At 68.7% G+C, this 19,808-nt stretch carries 18 protein-coding genes; all 18 read right to left on the minus strand.

The features are described 5' to 3' along the window. Positions 1-46: 46 nt before the first annotated feature. A complete protein-coding gene (locus tag M1D55_RS00735) occupies positions 47-280 on the minus strand; it encodes a hypothetical protein (RefSeq protein ID WP_006576881.1) in 234 nt (77 codons plus the stop codon). A 313-nt stretch (positions 281-593) separates the two neighbouring features. Further along, on the minus strand, positions 594-1,466 hold the full coding sequence (locus M1D55_RS00740) for an IclR family transcriptional regulator domain-containing protein (RefSeq protein ID WP_064574592.1): 873 nt from the start codon (positions 1,464-1,466) through the stop codon (positions 594-596). Positions 1,467-1,621: 155 nt separating this feature from the next. Next, a complete protein-coding gene (gene hisN, locus M1D55_RS00745; RefSeq protein WP_456280815.1) occupies positions 1,622-2,407 on the minus strand; it encodes a histidinol-phosphatase in 786 nt (261 codons plus the stop codon). Between the two features lie 132 nt (positions 2,408-2,539). Beyond that, positions 2,540-4,501: a sigma-54-dependent Fis family transcriptional regulator gene (locus tag M1D55_RS00750; RefSeq protein ID WP_456280816.1), complete on the minus strand. Its 1,962-nt coding sequence runs from the start codon at positions 4,499-4,501 to the stop codon at positions 2,540-2,542. Positions 4,502-4,750: 249 nt separating this feature from the next. Next, positions 4,751-6,328 (minus strand): GMC family oxidoreductase, encoded by a 1,578-nt coding sequence (locus tag M1D55_RS00755; RefSeq protein WP_456280817.1) that lies wholly within the window; start codon positions 6,326-6,328, stop codon positions 4,751-4,753. A 70-nt stretch (positions 6,329-6,398) separates the two neighbouring features. Then, complete coding sequence (locus M1D55_RS00760; protein ID WP_197498306.1) at positions 6,399-6,992, minus strand: gluconate 2-dehydrogenase subunit 3 family protein; 594 nt, start codon at positions 6,990-6,992, stop codon at positions 6,399-6,401. Positions 6,993-7,070: 78 nt separating this feature from the next. After that, positions 7,071-7,850 (minus strand): lipoate--protein ligase family protein, encoded by a 780-nt coding sequence (locus M1D55_RS00765; protein ID WP_023264781.1) that lies wholly within the window; start codon positions 7,848-7,850, stop codon positions 7,071-7,073. Then, entirely contained in the window at positions 7,850-8,581 is a 732-nt protein-coding gene (locus M1D55_RS00770) for a dihydrolipoamide acetyltransferase family protein (protein ID WP_456280818.1), read from the minus strand. Before M1D55_RS00770 ends, M1D55_RS00765 begins: the two co-directional genes overlap by 1 nt. Positions 8,582-8,584: 3 nt before the next feature. Beyond that, positions 8,585-8,830: a lipoyl domain-containing protein gene (locus M1D55_RS00775; protein WP_006578478.1), complete on the minus strand. Its 246-nt coding sequence runs from the start codon at positions 8,828-8,830 to the stop codon at positions 8,585-8,587. Continuing rightward, entirely contained in the window at positions 8,827-9,903 is a 1,077-nt protein-coding gene (locus M1D55_RS00780; RefSeq protein WP_456280819.1) for an alpha-ketoacid dehydrogenase subunit beta, read from the minus strand. The genes M1D55_RS00775 and M1D55_RS00780 overlap by 4 nt, the downstream gene beginning before the upstream one ends. An 86-nt stretch (positions 9,904-9,989) precedes the next feature. Next, positions 9,990-10,997, minus strand: a complete 1,008-nt coding sequence (locus M1D55_RS00785; RefSeq protein ID WP_456280820.1) for a thiamine pyrophosphate-dependent dehydrogenase E1 component subunit alpha — start codon at positions 10,995-10,997, stop codon at positions 9,990-9,992. A 361-nt stretch (positions 10,998-11,358) separates the two neighbouring features. Further along, positions 11,359-12,162 (minus strand): IclR family transcriptional regulator, encoded by an 804-nt coding sequence (locus M1D55_RS00790; protein WP_456280821.1) that lies wholly within the window; start codon positions 12,160-12,162, stop codon positions 11,359-11,361. A 95-nt stretch (positions 12,163-12,257) separates the two neighbouring features. Beyond that, positions 12,258-13,448 carry a CaiB/BaiF CoA transferase family protein gene (locus M1D55_RS00795; protein WP_456280822.1) on the minus strand — a complete coding sequence of 397 codons (1,191 nt, stop codon included), beginning with the start codon at positions 13,446-13,448 and terminating at the stop codon, positions 12,258-12,260. A gap of 32 nt (positions 13,449-13,480) precedes the next feature. Further along, the gene (locus M1D55_RS00800) at positions 13,481-14,647 is read right to left on the minus strand and encodes an acyl-CoA dehydrogenase family protein (protein ID WP_456280823.1); all 1,167 of its coding nucleotides are present in this window, start codon (positions 14,645-14,647) and stop codon (positions 13,481-13,483) included. 46 nt (positions 14,648-14,693) lie between these two features. Beyond that, positions 14,694-15,695, minus strand: coding sequence for a Bug family tripartite tricarboxylate transporter substrate binding protein (locus M1D55_RS00805; protein ID WP_456281345.1), 1,002 nt, complete (start codon positions 15,693-15,695; stop codon positions 14,694-14,696). A gap of 67 nt (positions 15,696-15,762) precedes the next feature. Beyond that, the gene (locus M1D55_RS00810; protein ID WP_064574585.1) at positions 15,763-16,152 is read right to left on the minus strand and encodes a cupin domain-containing protein; all 390 of its coding nucleotides are present in this window, start codon (positions 16,150-16,152) and stop codon (positions 15,763-15,765) included. 232 nt (positions 16,153-16,384) lie between these two features. Next, positions 16,385-18,001, minus strand: a complete 1,617-nt coding sequence (locus tag M1D55_RS00815) for a PAS domain-containing hybrid sensor histidine kinase/response regulator (RefSeq protein ID WP_456280824.1) — start codon at positions 17,999-18,001, stop codon at positions 16,385-16,387. A gap of 147 nt (positions 18,002-18,148) precedes the next feature. Next, positions 18,149-19,522 carry a tetratricopeptide repeat protein gene (locus tag M1D55_RS00820; RefSeq protein WP_023264783.1) on the minus strand — a complete coding sequence of 458 codons (1,374 nt, stop codon included), beginning with the start codon at positions 19,520-19,522 and terminating at the stop codon, positions 18,149-18,151. Positions 19,523-19,808: the final 286 nt, after the last annotated feature.

The raw sequence follows: 19,808 nt of genomic DNA on the forward strand, positions 1-19,808 counted from the left end.
TCGATGACGCGCCGGCCCTGGATATGCGCGTGGACGGCGCCAATCCTTATTGCGGCTTGCTCTGCGCCACCATCGTGAGGGCGAGCATCACATCGCCGGACAGGCGGCCACCGTTCGATGGCATGCCGGCGTCTTCCAGGATCGCCCACAAATTCTCGGAGCCGGCCGCAATCCGTTGGCGCAGTTCGGCGAGATAGGCCTGTTCGGCGGGCATCAGGGGTCTCTCTGCCATGCGCATATCCGCGACGATTGCGCCAAGCGAGATGTCATCAAAAGTCATATTGGTGTTGCGGTAGTCTCTTTTTTGGCAAGAGTCTTTCGGGTTCGGACTTGTGGACGGTGATTTTAGCAATGTATATCGCAACGCGATGCATTGAATATCGCCACGTTTCCGCGGTCTATTCCGAGGAGTGATGGCGGCGACGCGCATCGCGCTTAAAAGCGCCACGATTGTGAGCATTGCGACATGATCAGCTTCAAATGCGCGGCGCAATATTGGCGCTTGATGCCGATTGTCGTTGTGGCGAGGAGACAGCTGTGCAAGGGCCGCACTCGCGTGCCGCCATCTGACGCTGCCATCTCACGCCGCCGTCTCACGCCGCCATCAATCGGCTCATTTCCATTGCCGCCTCCCGCATGCGGGGCAACATGCGGGCCAGCATCTCGGCTTCGCCGACCTGCGTGGGCCGCACGCTGACGCTGATGCCGGCCACGACCTCGCCCGACTCCGCGTGCACCGGCACCGCGAGCGCGCGCAGATCGAGCTCCAGTTCCTCGTCCACCACCACATAGCCAAGCGCGCGTGCCTGTTCGAAGCAGGCCTCCAGCTCGGTGCGCGATACCTTGGTCTGCAGCGTGCGCGGCCGCAGTTCGGCGCGCTCGAAGTACGCGTCGCGCGCCGGCTCGTCCAGATGGGCCAGCAGCATGCGGCCGATCGACGTGCAGAAGGCCGGCAGGCGGCTGCCCATGCCGAGCGCGTGCGACAGCATGCGGCGCACCTCGCAGCGGGCCAGATACAGGATGTCGGTGTCCTCGAGGATCGCCAGCGCCGAGGTCTCGCCGACGGCCGCGCTGAGCCGGTCCAGGATCGGCTGCGCCTGGGCGACCAGGGCGGTCGAAGAAAAATAGGCGTGGCCCAGATGCAGCACGCGCGGACGCAGCGCGAAGCGGCCGTCCTCCTGGCTGACATAGCCGAGCCGCTGCAGCGTATAGAGACAGCGCCGCACCGAGGCGCGCGACAGCTGCGTGCGCTGGGCGATCTGCGAAATGGTCAGCGGCCGCTTGCGCTCGGAGAAGGCTTCGAGCACATGGAGCCCGCGCGCCAGCGACAGCATGAAGTTCGGGTCGCCCGCGTACTGGTCCAGCTGATCGGGACGCGCGGGAGCGGGGCGCAGCGGGGCGGCATCGGCGGAGGGCGCGGCAGGGACGGCAGGGGCTGAGGCGGTGGTGGAGCGGGTGGCGTCCATACGGAAAAAGGCCGGATCCGGGGCGGCGGCGGTCGTTCGATAATCGCGCATCATAACCGGCGACGCGCCGTAGCGGGAGATACGCTGCCGGGTTCGCCAGTCGATGCCGGTCAGAACCGGCCGATTGCGGCCGCTGCCGTCTCCAATCCGCCGCGCTATTCCGCCAGCGCCGCCAGGATCTGCGCATGCAGGCGGCGATCCCCACAGGCCACCACACGGCCGCCATGCTGGGGATCGTCGCCTGTCCAGCTGGTGATGATGCCGCCCGCGCCTTCGACGATCGGAATCAGCGCCTGCACGTCGTACGGCTGCAACCCTGCCTCGATCACTGCGTCGACATGGCCGGCGGCGACCATGCAGTAGGCATAGCAGTCGCCGCCATAGCGCAGCAGCCGCGCGCGGTCGGCCACGCAGCGAAAGGCCTTCCATTCGGGCTCGTCGGCGAACATCTCCGGTGTGGTGCACATCAGCTTGGCCTCGGCCAGGCTCGCGCAGGGCCGCGTGCGCAGCGGCGTCCTGCCGAGCCAGGCCGCGTCGCAGGTGCCGACGAAGCGCTCGCCGGTGAACGGCTGGTCCATCACGCCGAGCACGGGCCTGTCGCCGTCGTTCAGCGCGATCAGCGTGCCCCACAGCGGCAGGCCCGTGATGAAGGCGCGCGTGCCGTCGATCGGATCGAGCACCCAGGTCAGCGGCGACGTGCCTTCGATGCGCTCATGCTCCTCGCCATGGATGCCATGGTGGGGATAGGTGGCCGCGATCAGCTCGCGCATCGCGGTCTCGGCGGCCTGGTCGGCGGCGGTGACCGGGTCGAAGCGGCGGCCGCCCTTGTCCTGCACCTCGGCATGGGTGCGGAACAGCGGCAGGCTCTGCGCCGCGGCCGCGTCGGCCAGGCGGTGGGCGAAGTCCAGATACTCGTTCAGGCGTTCAGCGGGCAGCGGCATGGCGGTGGCGTCGATTGAGCGTAGGAAGGGGCGTAGGGAGGCGCGGCAAGGATCGGCCGATGCGGCGATGGTACGTCGGTCCCGGCGAGCATGCCAGCCGCAGCGCTCGGAAGCGCTGGCCCCGGCTGGCGCCTAGCGCCGGTTCGGCGCGACGATGCCGAAGCGCTCCATCTGCCGATAGACCGTCGCCCGCGAAATGCCGCAGGCCGCGGCGACCTCGGTCACGTTCCAGTGGTGCGCCTGCAGCGCGGCGAGCAACTGGCGCGCCTTCGGATCGTCGGGGACCGGAGGGCTCGCGGCATCGGAGGCGGGCAGCGCGCGCAACGGAGAGGCAGTGCCGGCGTCGGTCACCTCCGGCGGCAGATCGCCCAGATCGATATGGCCGCCGTCGCTCATCGCCAGCGCGAAGCGCAGCACATTGCGCAGCTGGCGCACATTGCCGGGCCAGTCGTAGGCCAGCATCGCGCGCCGCGCGTCGGTCGACAGCGTCGCGTCGATCTGCAACTGAGCCGCTTCCTCGCGGCAGATCCGTTCGATCAGGTAGGCCTTGTCCTGCCGCTCACGCAAGGTCGGCAGATACAGCGTGGCGCCGCACAGCCGGTAATACAGGTCCTCGCGGAAGCGCCCCTCGGCGATCAGCTGCCGCAGGTCGCGGTGCGAGGCCGCGACCACGCGCAGGTCGACCGCGAGCGGACGCTGCGCGCCCAGCGGCGTGACCTCGCGCTCGGACAGCACGCGCAGCAGCCGGCTCTGCAGATGCAGCGGCATGTCGCCGATCTCGTCCAGAAAAAGTGTGCCGCCATCGCTCTGCGCGATCAGGCCGCGCATGCCCTTGCCGCGCGCGCCGGTGAAGGTGCCGGCGGTATAGCCGAACAGCTCGCTCTCGATCAGCGTCTCCGGAATCGCGGCGCAATTGACTGCGATGAACGCGTGCTCGCGCCGGTTGCTGCTCTGATGCAGCGCCTTGGCCAGCACCTCCTTGCCGGTGCCGGTCTCGCCGTGGATCAGCACATTGAGCGGCTTGTTGGCAAGGCGCTTTGCCTGTGTGATCAGCCGCTGCATCTGCGCATCGTCGGCGCCCAGCGCGTCGAGCGCGGCGGTGTCGCCGGGCTCGGGCGCGGCCGGCGTGGGGATGCGGTGCGGCATCACGCGCGGCGCGATCGCGCTGGCGTAGTAGACCTCGTCGCCATGCGTGCGCAGCGTCGCGCGATCCGACGACATGCCGGCGCGGGCGATGCGCCACAGGTCGCTCATGCTCTCGCGGAACAGCATCGTCAGCGGCCGTCCGATCACCGGGCCATGGTCCGCCGCACGCAGCGCGCGGCGCGCGCCGCTGTTGATGCCGCAGACGATGCCGTCGGCGTCGAAGGCGACCATGATCTCGCCGCTGACGTCGACCAGCGACCAGGTTGCGCCCAGCCGCAGGATCCAGCGGTCGCGGAAGTAGCGCAGGAAATTGGCGTCCTCGATCATCTGCGCATACATCGCCGTCATCTGCAGCGCCAGATGCTGGCTCTCGCGCGGACCGGGCGAGGTCAGCGCCGAAACGTCCAGCACGCCGAGAAAACCGCCGGTCGGGTCGAACAGCGGCGCGCTGTTGCAGGTCAGGCTGATATGCGAGACATCGAAATGGTCAGTCTGGTGGCAGGTGACCGCATGCTGCTCGACGATGCAGGTGCCCACCGCGCAGGTGCCGGCCTGGCGCTCGCTCCAGTCCGCGCCCAGATACAGGCCGGAGCTCTTGAGCTCGCGATCCCACTGGTCGTTGCCGATGAAGTCGACGGCGATGCCGTGTGAATCGGTCAGCAGCAGCACATAGCCGAGCGACGACATGCGCTTGTACAACTGCTCCATGCCGGTGCGCGCCACGCCGAGGAAGTCCTCGATCTGGTCCTTGTGCTCGCGCAGCCGTCCCGCCTCGACGATATGCGCGGGCATGCGTCGGCCGGGATCCATGCCGTACTCGTTGACGCAGCGGATCCACGAGCGCTCGATCTCGCTGAGCGGCGGCCGCTCCGGATCGGCCTGACTGGCAAGCGTCAGCACCTGCTCGACATGCGCGTGCCGTTGGGCGGCTTGCTTGGCACTGATCACGGGGTCTCCTTCGCTGCGCCTTGCCGTGGGGACGGACGACGCTTTTGTGCTGTTGTGTTCGTGGTGTTATCCAATATAGACCGGACGGCGAGCGGTGCCGGTACAGCGGAACGCCGTTGCCCTCTCCCCGGCCCCTCTCCCGCGGGCGGGAGAGGGAGTGCTGTCGCGGTGCGGGAGCGACAACGCCTTCCCAGGCGCGACGACCTTACACCAGCCCCGGGCCGGACTTCAATCCCGACAAGCCCGGGCTCAGACCTCGCCCTTGCGCAGCGCGCCGGCCAGGTATTCGGCCTGGCGGATGGCCAGCGCCACGATCGTCAGCGTCGGGTTGGCGGCGGAGCTGGAGGTGAACTGGCTGCCGTCCGAGATGAACAGGTTCTTGACGTCGTGCGCCTGGCCCCAGCGGTTGACCACGCCGTCGCGGGCGTTGGCGCTCATCCGGTTGGTGCCCATATTGTGACTGGCGGGATACGCCGGCATATCGATGACGCGCGTCGCGCCGACCGCCTCCGACAGCTTGCGGAACTGCTGCAGCCCGTGCGCCGCGATGGCGTCGTCGTTGCGGTGGTAGGTCTTGGTCACGATCGGGATCGGCAGCCCGTACTGGTCCTTCTCGGTCGGATGCAGCGTGATGGTGTTCTGCTCGCGCGCCATGTCTTCGCCGCAGACCCAGATCGCCGTCATGTGGTCGTACTGTTCCAGCGCCGAGGTCACGTCGCGTCCCCAGCCGCCCGGCTTCATGAAGGCCGCCGTATAGGGCAGCCCGAGCGCCAGTCCCTCCAGGTAGTAGCCGCCGTTGAAGCCGCGCTTCGTATTGAGCGCGACCTCGTCGGCCACCACCGCGCCGATATCGAAGCCGCGGTACATGTAGACCGGCTTGCGATGGATCGCCACCGCGGCCGCGGTCGCGTGGTTCATGTAGTTGCGGCCGACCTGCCCCGACGAGTTGGCCAGCCCGTTCGGGAACAGGCTGGACGCCGAGTTCAGCAGCAGCCGCGGCGATTCGATCGAATTGCCCGCCACGCAGACCACGCGCGCCTTCTGCAGGTGCTTGCGCCCCTTGCTGTCGGCGTACAGCACGCCATTGACCTTGCCGGACTTGTCGTGCTGGACCTGCAGCACCATGCTCTCGGGACGCAGCTCGACGCGGCCGGTCGCCAGTGCCTTCGGAATCTCGGTATAGAGCGCCGACCATTTGGCGCCGATCTTGCAGCCCTGCATGCAGAAGCCGGCCTGCTGGCAGGCCGGGCGGCCGTCATAGGGTGTGGAATTGGACGCCACCGGCCGCACGATCTTGCGATAGCCGATCTTGCGCGCGCCGGCCGCGACCACCTTGTACTGGTTGCTCTCCGGCATCGGCGGCTGGCCGCTGGCGGCGCTGCCGGTCACGCCCATCTTCTTCTCGGCCTTGTCGTAGTAGGGCGCCAGTTCCTCGTAGCTGATCGGCCAGTCCAGCACGTTGGCGCCTTCGACCTGTCCGTAGATCTGGCGCGTGCGGAAATCGTGCGGCTGGAAGCGCAGCGCGACGCCGGACCAGTGGATGGTCGAGCCGCCAACCGCCTTGACGATCCACGCCGGCAGGTTCGGATAGGTCTTGGTGTGATGCCAGCCGCCGGCCGAGATCCGCTTGTCGAGCCACGAGATCTTGCGGAACATCGCCCATTCGTCGTTTTCGAAGTCGGCCTGCGTATAGTGCTTGCCGGCCTCGAGGATCACGATCTTGCCGATGCCCCGCTGCGCCAGCTCGTTGGCCAGCGTGGCGCCGCCCGCGCCCGAGCCGATGATGACGACCGCGTCGCGGTCGTTCAGGTCGATCCGTGTTGCCATGTTTGTCTCCAGTGTCCTGCCTTGTATGGTTCGCGATGCTGTCTGCGCAGCCCTTCGCGCGGGGTACGGCTCAGATCCAGTCGATGTCGTTGAAGCCGCGGTTCGCGTAGCCGCCCTTTTCCCAGGACGAGCCCTCGTAGCCGAGCAGCGGCCAGACCGCCTTGTTGTCGTAGAGGCTGGTCACCATCTCGCCGCGCACCTTCTCGAAGAATGGCGTGGTCTCGATGGCCTTGAGCAGCGCGACGCGGTCGGCCTCGTCCTGCAACTGCGCATAGGGCTTGCCGTGCTTGCGCTGCGCAGCCGCATCGAGCTCGCGCACGCCCTGCTGCAGCAGCGTGCGTACCGCCTTGTCGCTGGCGGCGGCGCGGTCCAGCGGCGCGATCGCTTCGACGTAGTAGCGGTCGGCGAAGCGGTCGTGCGGAAAGATGTCGCGCGCCATCACCAGCAGCGTGCGGGCGGTCGGCGTGCCGAGCGCCTTCAGGTCGGTCACCAGCGCCTCGCGCGCCGGCTTGGCCAGCGCGCCGGGCGACACGACGGCGACGCCGATCGCGGCGAGACCGGTGCCTCGGAGGAAGCCGCGCCGCGTCACCGGCTGGGTCTTGGCCACGATGCGCATGCCGGCCGCGGGCGCGGCGGCATCCGCTTGCTGGATGTCGTCTTGCATTTGTCGTCTCCTTCGGTGGGATATCGGTATCGTTGTTTGGCGGGGTCCGCCCGCGCGGGCCACGCGGCGGGCGCCGCGCTAGCCAGGCGGCGCCGCGGCACCGCGCAGCGGTAGCACATGGCGGACGCAAGCGCGCGGCATGGCGTCGTGGTCGTTGGCCGCCACGCTGCCGAGCACGTCGGTCAGCATGTGGTGCAGCCGGTCGGCCAGCACCTCGGCGATCACCGGCGCGCCCAGCTCGGTCTCGCACGAGGTGGTGCGGTCGGCGAGCGCGTCGCCCAGACCGGCCGGCTGCCCCAGCGCCTCGCACAGCAGGCGCCAGTCGGGCGGCGCGATCAGCGTGCCCGAGGTCAGCAGCACGCCGGTGCGCCGGCGCAGTTGCGCGAGGCCGACGATCTTGCGCGACTCGACCACGACCTCCCACGGCGACAGACCGCCATAGCAGGCCCAGGTCAGTGCCGCATCGGCTCGATAACTGCGCGCCTGCTCGGGCGGCAGCGCGAACGCCGCGATGCCCATGTCGCGCAGCAGGCCGGCATGCAGCACGCCCAGCCACCGATAGCTGCCGATCGGCCCGCTGGAGAGCAGCGCGTGGTCGGGCGGCAGCACGATCGAGGCCGACAGCATCCACGGGCCGGTCAGCACCGCGCCGCCGCCGGAGCCGCGCACGACCGCGCGGTCCGCCAGCGCGGTGCGCTGGTGCAGCGCCCGCTGCGAGCAGCCGAACACCACGCCGGGCGCCCGATAGGTCCACAGGCGCAGGCGCGGCTCGGTCACCGGCTCGGCCAGCTGCCGCGCGTTCCACGCCTGCTCGGCGTGCGGCGTCGCGGTGACGAGGGTCGGGGCGAGCGCGGCCATCACAGGTCTTCCGCGGACTCGAGGCGCCGCTTCAGGTCGCCGAGGAACGCCGCGGCCGGGTAGCCGTCGACGGCGCGATGGTCGAACACCAGATGCAGGCCCATCATCGGTGCGATGCTGATCCAGTCGTCCTTGACCACGGCGCGGCGGATCACACGGGTGACGCCGAGAATCGCGGCCTGTGGCGCGTGCAGGATCGGCGTGAAGCGCTCGACCTCGGTCATGCCCAGGTTGCTGATCGTGAAGGTGCCGCGCTGGTAGGCGCCCGCGCCCAGCGTGCCGCTCCGCGCGCCCTCGGCCAGCGTGCGGGCCTCGCGCGCGATCTGCGCGACCGACTTGCGGTCGACCTCCCGCAGCACCGGCACGACGAGGCCGTCGTCCAGGCTGACCGCGAGCCCGATGTTGACGTCGGGCATCAGCTCGATCTCCTTGTCGGTGACGCGCGCGTTCAGCCGCGGGTGGGCCCGCAGCGTCAGCGCGGCGGCGCGCAGCAGATAGGCGGTCAGCGTGACCTTGACGCTGTCGCCCAGCTCCGCCTGCAGCTGCGCGCGCCGCGCCTCGACCGCGCTGACGTCGACCTCCAGCGAATGTGCGACGCGGGGGATCTGCCAGCCGGCCGTCATGCCGCGCGCGATCGCGCCGCGCATGCCGGTCAGCGGTATGGTGTGCCGCGGCGGCGTGGCCGCGCCGGCCCCGTTGTCCGCCGCCAGCGTCAGTGAGGCTTCGGCCATGGTCTACTCCTCGATGCGCGCCAGCACGGCGCCGCGCGCGAAGGTGTCCTGCGACTGCACCAGGATCTCGGCGATGCGGCCGGCCACCGGCGCGACGATCTCGTGGGTCGTCTTCACCAGCTCGGCCACCACCAGCGTCTGCCCCTCGGCAACGCTGTCGCCGACATTGACCTGCCAGTCCTGCAACAGGGCCTCGGTGCCTTCCTCGACATCGGCCCACACGTCGTCTGCCATCGTTACGTCGGTCATGCTGCTTCTCTCTTGGCTTCTTGCTTCAGTTCGGGATTGGCTTGCATCAGCGTGCGGACGCTGGCGGCGATCGTGTCCACTTGCGGGATCACGAAGTTCTCGAGCGGGCGGCTGAACGGGATCGGCACGTCTGGCACGGCCAGGCGCCGCACCGGCGCCTTCATCTCCAGCGTGTCGAGATGCTCGGCCACGATCGCGGCGATCTCGCCGGACAGGCCGTAGCTCAGGTAGTCCTCGTCGGCGATCAGCAGCCGGCCGGTCCTGGCCACCGACTCCAGCACGGTCTGCTTGTCCAGCGGCACCAGCGTGCGCAGGTCGATCACCTCGACGTCGATGCCTTCCTCGGCCAGCCGCTCCGCGGCCAGCACGGACTTCTGCACCATCTGGCTCAGCGTGACGATGGTCACGTCGCGGCCCTCGCGCACCACGCGGGCCTTGCCGAACGGAATCGTGTAGGCCTCGGCGGGAACCGCCGTGGTGCTGCCTTCGAAGTACGACATCCACGACAGGCCCATGATGCCCTTGTGGTAGCAGAACACTACCGGGTTGTCGTCGCGGATCGCCTCGATCATCAGGCCCTTGGCGTCGTAGGCGTTCGACGGCACCACGACCTTCATGCCTGGCATGTGGGCGAAGGTGCTGTACAGGCATTGCGAGTGCTGAGCGGCGTCGTTGTAGCCGCCGCCGATGCCGGTCATCACCACGGCCGGCAGCTTGACGCGGCCGCCGGACATATAGGTGTTCTTGGCCAGATGGTTGTAGATCTGGTCGAAGCAGACGCCGAAGAAGTCGACGAACATCAGTTCGGCGATCGGGCGCAGGCCCTCGGCGGCGGCGCCGATCGCCGCGCCCATGAAGGCGGTCTCCGAGATCGGCGTGTCCATGATGCGCTCGGGGCCGAAGCGATCGAGCAGCCCGGTGGTGGCGCTGAAAATGCCGCCGTACTTGCCGATGTCCTCGCCCATCACGAAGACGCTCGGGTCGCGCTCCATCTCCTGGCCGATGGCCTCGGCGATCGCCTGCGCCATGGTCAGCTTGCGGCCGGCCGGCGGGTTGTTGTCGTTGGGTTCCATCTGGTTGTCTCCTGTCATTGCGGGCAGCGTGCGGATTGCGCGCGAATTACGTGCGATTGCATGCGATTGCGTGCGACCGCGTGTCATCACGCGAACACGTGCTGCAGCGCTTCCTCGGGGGCGGGGTAGGGGCTTTCGCGGCCGAACGCATAGGCGGCGTCGACGCGCGTGACGATCTGCCGGCGCAGCGCGGCGTCGGCTTCGTCGTCGAGCAGGCCCTGCTCGCGCAGCAGCTTGCCGAGCCGGTCGATCGGATCGTTCCGGCGCAGCGTCTGCGCCTCGTTCTTCGGCCGGTAGGTTTCCGGATCGCCCTGGAAGTGGCCCAGGTAGCGGTCGGTCTTGACCTCGATCAGCGTGGGCCCTTCGCCGCGCCGCGCGCGCGCGACCGCGACGCCGGCCGCGCGGAACACCGCCACCGCATCGTTGGTATCCACCAGTACGCCGGGCATGCCGTAGCCGGCGGCGCGGACCGCATTGCTGTCGACCGACGTCGAAGCCGACTTCTCGACCGAGATGCCATATTTGTTGTCCTCGCAGACGAACAGCACCGGCAGCTTCCACAGCGCGGCCAGATTCAGCGCCTCATGGAAGGCGCCCTGGTTGGCCGCCCCTTCGCCGAAGAAGGCGATCGCGACCCAGTCCTTGCCCAGCTTGCGCGCGGCCAGCGCGGCGCCGCAGGCCTGCGGCGCGCCCGCGCCGACGATGCCGCTGCAGGAGAACTTCGTCTCGGGATGGAACAGATGCATGTGGCCGCCCTTGCCGCGGCCGAGGCCCGTGACCTTGCCGAACATCTCGGCGGTCATCTCGTCGAGGGGAACGCCCTTGGCGATCGCGAAGTGGTGTGGGCGGTGGGCGCCGACCACGGTGTCCTCGGTACGCAGGTGCGCGCAGACGCCGACCGCCACCGGCTCCTGGCCCGCGGCCAGATGCATTTCGCCGGGCACCGGGCCGGCACCGATATCGAAGGCCAGACCCTTCTGGATCTTCGGCGGCAGCTTCCCTTCGAGATACACCTTCGCCATCGTCTCCTCGTAATGGCGAATCTCGACCATCTTTTCGTACATCCACAGCAACTGGTCCGTGGTCGGTTCCATCGTCGTGTCTCCTGTTTCTTTCGCTTGGCGTGGCGCCCGCGTCCGCGTCGGGGAAGCGCGGTGCGGCGGGCGCCGCGGCTGCGATGTCATTGCAAGCGCGATGCCAGTGCGGGGAAACAGGGCGATGGAAGTAGGGCGCCCCGATCGAGCGGCGGGCCGCAAAGCCTTGCGTGGCGCGGCTTTGCGGTGAATCGGGCAAGGGTGGATCAGGGGCCGCGTGGGGCGCTCGGAGCCGATGCGATGGCGCCCGGTGCGTCGCGGCGCCGTCGCGGCATGCGACAGGTGTCGCGTCCGGAATGCGACAGGTGTCGCAGGCAGAGAGGCCGCAGGGGGCGGCGGAAGGCGGCGGAAGCCGGAGCGTCTAGCCCTGCAGCGCGCGTATCGCCGTCCGCAGCGGCATCGCGATGTCGGCCGCGCGCGATTCGACGCGGTGGATCGGGCCGGCCACCGACACGCCGTAGACCACCCCGGCCAGTGTCAGCGGCACCGCGACCGCGCCGAGGTCGGCCAGCGACTCGCCGAAGTTCTGCGCCCAGCCGCGTTCGCGCGATGTGTCGAGTTCCGCCTCCAGCGCTTCGCGCGAGGCGAGCGTGCGCGCGGTCAGCGGCGCGAACGAGGCGCGCGCCAGCAGCGCGTCACGGTCGGCGGCGGGCAGCGCGGACAGGATCGCGCGGCCGATCGAGTTGGTATGGGCCTGCCGCAGTTCGCCGGCGGTGGCGATGTAGCGCACCGGATTGCTCGACTCGACCACATCGAGATAGACCACGCGGCCGTCGTCCTGCAGCTTGCCGAAGATCACGGTCTCGCCGGTCTCGTCGCGCAGCGATTCGAGCACCGGCTGCACCCGCTCGAGCAGCGGGTCGTTGGCGGCGATCCGTTGCGCGATCGCCAGCAACCGGCCGGTCGGGTAGTAGCCCTGGCGCCGTCCAGTCTCGTACAGATAGCCGAGCGCCGCCAGCGTGCGGATCAGGCCGAGGCAGCTCGACATCGGCGCGCCCAGCAGTTTGGCCAGCTCGGTCAGCGTCAGCGAGCGGCCTTCGCGCGCGTAGATCTCCATGATCTCGACCACGCGCAGCGCGGTCTTGACGTTCGCGCTTGCGGCCTTCTCGGCTGCTTTGTCCGCGGCTTTATCGGCGGGTTCCGGGGCGGGCTCCACGTCGGGCATCGGCTGGTTTCCTGTCGGCCTGTTGGTCGGGGGGCATGCTTCGCAAGGCCGACAGTGTAAGGCCTTGGCGGGCGCCGCCGCGGCTTGCGCCGAGGCTAGGCCGGATCGTTGGCCGCTTCGGCAGCAGCATCCGTGCCGCGCTTGGGCAGCGGCTCCGGCCAATGCCGGATATTGCCCGGCGTGCGCGAGAAGCGGGTCGGAATGCCGACGGCGCGCAGCTGCCCTTCGGTCGGATGCGCGTATTCGAACACCATGCCGGTCGCGCGCAGATGGGCGTCGTCGAGCACGCTGTCGAAGCGCGGCACCTCGCTGTGCGGAATGTCGGCGTCGCGCAGCAGGTCCAGCCATTCGGCGGTGGTCTTCGTCAGCACGATGTCGGCCAGCGTTTCATACAGCGCGTCGATATGCGCGCTGCGGCCCGCGGGTGTGGCGTAGCGCGGATCGGCCGCCAGCTCCGGACGTCCGGCCACCGCGAAGAAGCGCGCCCACTGGGCGCTGGTGTAGGGCAGCAGCGCCAGATAGCCGTCGGCGGTCCGGTAGGGCTTGCGATGGGGCGACATCACGCGCCCATAGCCCGCGTCGCCCAGCGGCGGCACGAAGGTGCGCCCGGCCAGCTGCTCGACCGCCAGGAAGGACACCAGCGTTTCGAACATCGGCACCTCGATCGCCTGGCCCTGGCCGGAGCGCTCGCGTTCATAGAGCGCCATCGGAATCGCGTAGGCAACCGTCAGGCCGGCCACCTTGTCGGCCAGGATCGTGTTGACGTAGCGCGGGCCCTGGTCGCCGTTGGCGCCCTGGAACTGCGCCAGGCCGCTGCGCGCCTGGATGATGTCGTCGAATGCTGGCTGCCCCGCGTAAGGGCCGTCCTCGGCATAGCCATAGGCGCCGCAATAGATCAGGCGCGGATGGTCTTCGCGCAGCGACGCGTAGTCGAGCCCGAGCTTGCGCAGGGAGGCGGGGCGGACGTTGGAGACGAACACGTCCGCCTCGGCGAGCAGGCGTTTGAGCGCAGCGAGGTCTTCCGCCCGCTTCAGGTCCAGCACGACGAAGCGCTTGTTGCGGTTCAGGTTCAGGAAGGCAGCGCCCATGTTGGGATGACGCGCCGGCTCCGCATGGCGGAAGACGTCCCCTTCCGGGGACTCCACCTTGATCACCTGCGCGCCCATGTCGCCCAGGATCTGCGTTGCATAGGGGCCCATGCCGACCGAGGTCATGTCGACCACCCGCACGCCGGCCAGCGGACCGGTGGCAGCGGCGTCCGGCGCGTCCCAGGGCGAATCTGTCATGCCGTGATCCTTCACGCGATAGCCTCCGGCGCTCAGTACGATTTAGGCAGGCCGAGCACGCGCTCGGCGATGAAGCACTGGATCAGCTGCGGGCTGACCGGCGCGATGCGCGGGATATACGATTCGCGCAACAGCCGCTCGACGCGGTACTCGCGCGAATAGCCCATGCCGCCGAGCGTCAGGATTGCGGTCTGGCAGGCATTGTGGCCGGCTTCGGCGGCCAGGTATTTCGCCGTGTTGGCCTCGGCGCCGCAGGGCAGGCCCGCGTCGTAGCGCGCCGCCGCCTTCATCACCATCAGGTTCGCTGCTTCCAGCTGCATCCACGCCTGGGCCAGCGGATGCTGCACGCCCTGGTTGGCGCCGATCGGCCGGCCGAACACCACGCGGTCCTTCGCGTACTGCGTGGCGATCGCCAGCGCCGCGCGGCCCAGTCCCACCGCTTCGGCGGCGATCAGGATGCGCTCGGGGTTCAGCCCGTGCAGGATGTATTCGAAGCCGCGCCCCTCCTCGCCGATCAGGTCTTCTTGCGGAACGAACAGCTCGTCGATGAACAGCATGTTCGAGTCGACGGCGGCGCGGCCCATCTTGTCGATCTCGCGCACTTCGATCCGGTTGCGATCCAGCGCGGTGTAGAACAGCGACAGGCCTTCGGTGGGCTTGCCGACCGACTCGAGCGTCTGCGTACGCGCCAGCAGCAGCATGCGGTCGGCGACTTGCGCGGTGGAGATCCAGATCTTGCGGCCGCTGACCAGGTAGCCGCCGTCGACCTTGCGCGCGAACGTCTTCAGCCGCGTGGTGTCGAGTCCCGCATCGGGTTCGGTCACGGCAAAGCAGGCCTTCTCGCGGCCCGCGATCAGCGGCGGCAGGAAGCGGGCCTGCTGCTCGGGCGAGCCGAACACGACCACCGGGTTCAGGCCGAATACGTTCATATGGACCGCCGAGGCGCCGCTCATGCCGGCACCCGACTCCGAGATCGCCTGCATCACCAGCGCCGCCTCGAGGATGCCGAGACCGGCGCCGCCGAGCGCTTCCGGCATTGCCACGCCAAGCCAGCCGCCCTCGCACATCGCCGCGTGGAAATCGTGCGGGAAGGTGTGGTCGCGGTCGAGCCGGTCCCAATACTCCATGTCGAAGCGGGAGCAGACCGTGCGCACCGCTTCGACAATGGCGGTCTGCTGGTCCGAGAGTTCGAAATTCACGTCGCTGTCCTCGTGTTGCGGCGGTTGTTCATTGGCGGGCGCCGGGTCATTCGGGCTGGATGCCCGCGTCCTTGACCAGCTTGGACCATTTGCGCAGCTCCGCCGTGACGAAGTTGCCCAGCTCGGCCGGCGTGCTGCCGAACGGTTCGAAGCCGAAGGCGTAGTACTGCGCGGCGTGCTGCTTGTTGGAGACGATCGCCACCAGTTCGCGATTGAGCCGCTCGACCACAGGCGCGGGCGTGCCGGCCGGCGCGAACACGCCGTTCCACGACGTGATATCGAAACCCTTGAGCTCGGGCACGCTGGCCAGCGGCGGCACGTCCGGCAGCAGTTCGCTGCGCTGTGCGGTGGTCACGCCGAGCGCGCGCAGCTTGCCGGCCTTGACGTTGGCGATGCCGGCGGCGAAGTCGACGAACATCATCTGGATCTGGCCGCCGATCACGTCGGTCATCGCGGGCGGCGTGCTCTTGTAGGGCACGTGCAGCATCTTCAGGCCCGCCATCCGTGCCAGCGTCGCGCCGGCGACGATGCCTGTGCTGTTGCCGCTGCCATAGGACAGGCCCGGGTGCGACTTCGCGTAGGCGATGAACTCCGGCAGCGTCTTGACCGGCAGCGACGGGCTGACGACCAGCATGAACGGCAGGTTGCCCATGCGCGCGACCGGGGTGAAGTCCTTGACCGGGTCGTAGCGCAGCTGCTTCATCAGCGACGGATTGGCCGAATGCGTGGTGTTGGTCGTCATGAACAGCGTGTAGCCGTCCGGGGCGGCCTTGGCCACGTATTCGGCGGCAATGGTGCCGTTCGCGCCCGGCTTGTTCTCGACCACGACCGACTGGCCGAGCGCCTCGCCCAGGTATTTCGCGGTCAGCCGGGCCACCGCATCGGTGCCGCTGCCGGCGGCGAACGGCACGACCAGCTTGACCGGCTTCGAAGGGAAGGTGTCGGCCAGCGCCGCGGGGGCGGCCAGCGTCAGCGCCGCCGCGGCGCCCGTCAATAGTCGGCCCAAGCGTCGGGCCAGGCATCGGCCCAGGCCCTGCCTCGTCAGCATGTTCATCGTCTGTCTCCTCGTTATGGTGGGATGGCCCGACTGGCGCGGGCTCGGGGTTGGGTGCCGCTCAGTCGGGCCGCACCACGCGTTCGGGCGATTCCTCGTACGGCGGCGAATAGATGACCAGTACCTTGACCGGCTCGTCGCTGATCACCGTGAACACATGCATCTGGTCGGCGGGAAAGAAGCAGCAGTCGCCCGGACCGAGCTCGCGGCGCTGCCCGCCGACTTCCGCCAGCGCACGGCCCTCGAGCAGGTAGCAGACCTGCTCGATGCCCGGGTGCGCATGCGGCAGCGCGCCCTTGCCCTTTTCGATGGTGCCGTGCACCACCTCCAGATGGCGCGCGCCGACCGTTTCGGGGCCGATCAGGCGGCGGTTCAGCGTGCCGACATGGTTGGCAGGGTGATAACCGGGGACGTCGTCGAGCGACACGAAATAGGTGGGGTGGTCGGGCACGGGCAATGTCTCGAATTCATTATGGTGAATTGGAGTTTATATCCATGAATTGATTGGTCAAGCGATTTGTCGATGGCCGCGGGTTTACGCCTACCGCGCGAGACAAGCGCGCACGGCGAAACGACGCCGCGCCGACCGACCGCAGGTCGGTGCGCAGGCGTCGAAGCGGGAAAGGAGAAGAGGAAAGGAAGAGGGAAGGGCGAAGAGAAGCGGAAAGCGCAGCCGGGAAGGGCTATGCCGGCGGCGCATTGCCGGCAGGGCCGGTCCCGGCGACGGTGCCCTGCTCGACCATCGCCAGCAGCATCTGCAGCTTCGGCAACTCGACCGGCTTGACGATATGGAAATGAAAGCCGGCGGTCTTGGTTTCGGCCCGGTCGCTCGGCTGGCCGAAGCCGGTCATCGCGGCGAACACGGTGCCGGACCAGCCCCGCATGCTCTTTAATCCGCGCAGCAGCGCGAAGCCATCGACCACGGGCATCGCGATATCGATCAGCGCCAGTTGCGGCACGAAGCCGCCGGCGATCTCGATGGCGCCCTCGGCGTCATAGGCGATATGGACCTCGTGTCCCATCGCCTGCAGCAGCATGCCCAGGCTGTCCGCGGAATCGCGGTTGTCGTCGACCACCATCACGCGCAGCGCACCGGCCGGCAGCGGCACCGGCGCATCGCGTTTCTCGTCGGCGCTCTCCAGGGCCAGCGGCAGGCGCAGCGTAAAGGTGCTGCCCATGCCCTCGCCGGGGCTGCTGGCGCGAATCGAGCCGCCGTGCAGCTCCACCAGCGAGCGGCACAGCGACAGGCCGATGCCCAGGCCACCGTCGTCCGACACCTTGCCGTGCTTGTGCTGCACGAACAGGTCGAAGATGCTGTCGATCTCGCTGGCGGGGATGCCGATCCCCTCGTCGCTGACGCGCAGTTCCACCACCTGCGGCTGCGGCTCGGCCTGGATCGTGATCCGGCTGCCCGGGGGCGAGAACTTCGACGCGTTCAGCAGCAGATTCTGCAGCACCTGGATCAGGCGGGTCGGGTCCGCCCGCATCGCGACCCGCTCGGGCACCTGCAGGTCCAGCCGTTGCCGCCGGCGCTCCAGCGTCGGCCGGGCGGCCTCGGCCGCCCGCGCGACGATGTCCGACAGGTCCACGCGGCTGTATTGCAGCTCGACCTTGCCCGAGGTGATGCGGCCCATGTCGAGCAGGTCGTCGACCAGCCGCGTCATATGCGACAGCTGGCGGTCCAGCACGCTCTGGCACTGGCGCAGCGTCGCGCTGTCGCGCGGCGCGCGCTGGTCGCCCGAGCCCAGCGTCTCGAGCCGCATCAGGTTGACGGCGTTGCGCATCGGCGCGAGCGGATTGCGCAGCTCGTGCGACAGCGTGGCGAGGAACTCGCTCATGCGGCGGCTGGACTGTTCCAGCTCCTCCAGCCGCTTGCGTTCGGTCATGTCGCGCGTGACCTTGGCGAAGCCCTGCAGCACGTTCTGCTCGTCGAACATCGCCGTGATGATCACGTTGGCCCAGAACAGCGTGCCGTCCTTGCGCACGCGCCAGCCTTCGTCCTCGAAACGGCCGTCCTGCGCGGCGCGGCCCAGTTCGTACGTCGGCCAGCCGCGGGCGACGGCATCCGGCGTGTAGAAGACCGAGAAATGCTTGCCGATGATCTCGTGGGCGGCGTAGCCCTTGATCTTGGCCACGCCGCGATTCCAGCTGGTGATATTGCCCGACACGTCGAGCGTGAAGATCGCGTAGTCCTGAATGGCTTCGACCAGGGCGCGATATTTGGCTTCCAGCTGCTTGGGCGTGCCTTCCGCGTTGGCCGCGGCCTCGGTACCGTGCACCGGTTCCGTGGGGTTCGTCATGTTGAAGCTCCGGGCTGGGATGACGCAAAGGATACCGCCAGCCCTGGGGCCGCGCCAAAAAAACCGCAGGCGGCAGCAGGCCGCCTGCGGTGATGGCATGCCCGCGCAGCGGCGATACCGCGATACGCAGGCGCCTTGCGCGCGGGCTCAGGCAGCCCGCGCTGCCGGCGTGCGGGCGTCCGCCTCGGCGCTCTCCCGATACAGGGTCGAGGCGCGTTGCACCAGCGTGCTGAGGCTGGGCGTCATCGGCTTCAGTTCCATCCGCTCGGCCGCGAGCGCGCAGGCCAGGTTGGCCCGGCCGCCGCGCAAGGCCGCCTCGATCAGCGTCAGGTTCAGGATGTCGCGCTGCGCGTGGCTGCCGCCGAAGCGATGCGCGATCAGGCGCACCGGCATCAGCAGTTCGATTGCATGGTCGTAGTCGCAGGCCTCGAAGGCGTACAGCGCCTCGATCACCGGCAAGCCGACCTCGCGCGTCATCGCCGCGTTGGTACCCGATCCCGCCGCCGCTTGCCGCATGTTGGCCATCAGCCTGGCGAAGGACGCCGGGCGGTCGTCGCCCAGATAGGCGATGCCCGCGTGCACGTCGTTGAAGGCGTAGGTCCCTTCCGCGCCGCGCGCCTCGCAGGTATCGGCCAGTTCGGCCCAGCGCGAGCCCACGTCGATGCCGCGCAGCTGCAGCCGCCACAGCATCGCGGTGGCGTCGACCACCTCCAGCGCCACCGCGGAACGCGTGGCACGGATGTGCTGGTCGTACAGGGCGAGCACCTGGCCGGCATGGCCGAGCTCGAGGTGGAACAGCGCCAGATGCCACCAGTTATGGACGGCCATCATGTTGTCGATGGCCCAGTCCTGCTGGTGCGACTGCAGCCAGCCGATGCCCTGGTCCGGCCGACCCTGCATCTCCATCACGTGCGCGACCGCATGAATCGCCCAGGGATCGCGCGGATCGAGCTCCAGCGCGAAGCGCCCGCGCTCCTCGGCCTGTTCGTACAGATGGGTCTCCTCCAGGCCGAAGGCGTGCATGCCGAGCACATGGCTGAAGCCGGGCACGCGCGCATTCCAGTTCGGCAGTACTTGCGCGATGCGATCGCGCAGCATGCTCGACTGGCCGAGCAGGAAGTCGGTGATATGCGCGACCTGCAACGCCAGCGCATCGCGCGGGTAATCGATCACGATGTCGCCATACATTTGGTTCGCGCGGGCGAACTGGCCGTCGAGCCAGGCGCGGGCGGCGGCGATGTGCCGGCGCTCGCGCTCGTTGGCGATGCCGTGCAGCGCCTCGGCGGCCTCGACGGTCTGGCGCAGCAGCGGCGCCACCGCGCCATCGCCCGCGGTGATCAGCATCCCCGCGCGTAGTGCGTGCCCCATCACGAATTCGGGGTCTTCGGCCAGGGTCTCGTCGATCATCGTCAGCGGATCGCCGTAGTAGCCCTGCAACAGTTCGAGGGCGGATTCGAAGCGCTCCATCGAACGGCTATTGCCCGACGAAACCTGCAGGTGCCGGGAATCGGTGTGTGCCATGGAAGTCATCCTTGTTTCTAATGCGCAATCCAGCAGCCCGGTGGTCATGTCGCTGTCTGCGCCGCATCATGCGGCCGGCGGGCGTCGCGGCTGGCCTCGCCATTGGAGTGTCTTGGAAAGCGGGGCAGTAGCGAGGTTAGGGGGCCGGCGTGATATGGCCGTGCGCGCCGGCGTGAAAGAAGCGTGAAAGTTCTCGGGCAGCAGTACCGCGCTGCGTCAATCCGTGGCCTATAAAAGAGCTTTCAGGGCAGCTTCACAAGCCGATGCCGCCGCGCCTGCCTCTGAC

The sequence above is a fragment of the Cupriavidus sp. JZ107 genome, from assembly GCF_053903255.1.

Excerpts from the sequence above, each read along its gene's own strand:
- M1D55_RS00820 (WP_023264783.1), bottom strand. The coding sequence starts at position 19,522 with ATGGCACACACCGATTCCCGGCACCTGCAGGTTTCGTCGGGCAATAGC.
- M1D55_RS00765 (WP_023264781.1), bottom strand. The coding sequence starts at position 7,850 with ATGGCCGCGCTCGCCCCGACCCTCGTCACCGCGACGCCGCACGCCGAG.
- hisN (WP_456280815.1), bottom strand. The coding sequence starts at position 2,407 with ATGCCGCTGCCCGCTGAACGCCTGAACGAGTATCTGGACTTCGCCCAC.
- M1D55_RS00770 (WP_456280818.1), bottom strand. The coding sequence starts at position 8,581 with ATGGCCGAAGCCTCACTGACGCTGGCGGCGGACAACGGGGCCGGCGCG.
- M1D55_RS00790 (WP_456280821.1), bottom strand. The coding sequence starts at position 12,162 with ATGCCCGACGTGGAGCCCGCCCCGGAACCCGCCGATAAAGCCGCGGAC.
- M1D55_RS00775 (WP_006578478.1), bottom strand. The coding sequence starts at position 8,830 with ATGACCGACGTAACGATGGCAGACGACGTGTGGGCCGATGTCGAGGAA.
- M1D55_RS00815 (WP_456280824.1), bottom strand. The coding sequence starts at position 18,001 with ATGACGAACCCCACGGAACCGGTGCACGGTACCGAGGCCGCGGCCAAC.
- M1D55_RS00760 (WP_197498306.1), bottom strand. The coding sequence starts at position 6,992 with ATGCAAGACGACATCCAGCAAGCGGATGCCGCCGCGCCCGCGGCCGGC.
- M1D55_RS00785 (WP_456280820.1), bottom strand. The coding sequence starts at position 10,997 with ATGGAACCGACCACGGACCAGTTGCTGTGGATGTACGAAAAGATGGTC.
- M1D55_RS00740 (WP_064574592.1), bottom strand. The coding sequence starts at position 1,466 with ATGGACGCCACCCGCTCCACCACCGCCTCAGCCCCTGCCGTCCCTGCC.
- M1D55_RS00805 (WP_456281345.1), bottom strand. The coding sequence starts at position 15,695 with ATGCTGACGAGGCAGGGCCTGGGCCGATGCCTGGCCCGACGCTTGGGC.
- M1D55_RS00755 (WP_456280817.1), bottom strand. The coding sequence starts at position 6,328 with ATGGCAACACGGATCGACCTGAACGACCGCGACGCGGTCGTCATCATC.
- M1D55_RS00780 (WP_456280819.1), bottom strand. The coding sequence starts at position 9,903 with ATGGAACCCAACGACAACAACCCGCCGGCCGGCCGCAAGCTGACCATG.
- M1D55_RS00735 (WP_006576881.1), bottom strand. The coding sequence starts at position 280 with ATGACTTTTGATGACATCTCGCTTGGCGCAATCGTCGCGGATATGCGC.
- M1D55_RS00795 (WP_456280822.1), bottom strand. The coding sequence starts at position 13,448 with ATGACAGATTCGCCCTGGGACGCGCCGGACGCCGCTGCCACCGGTCCG.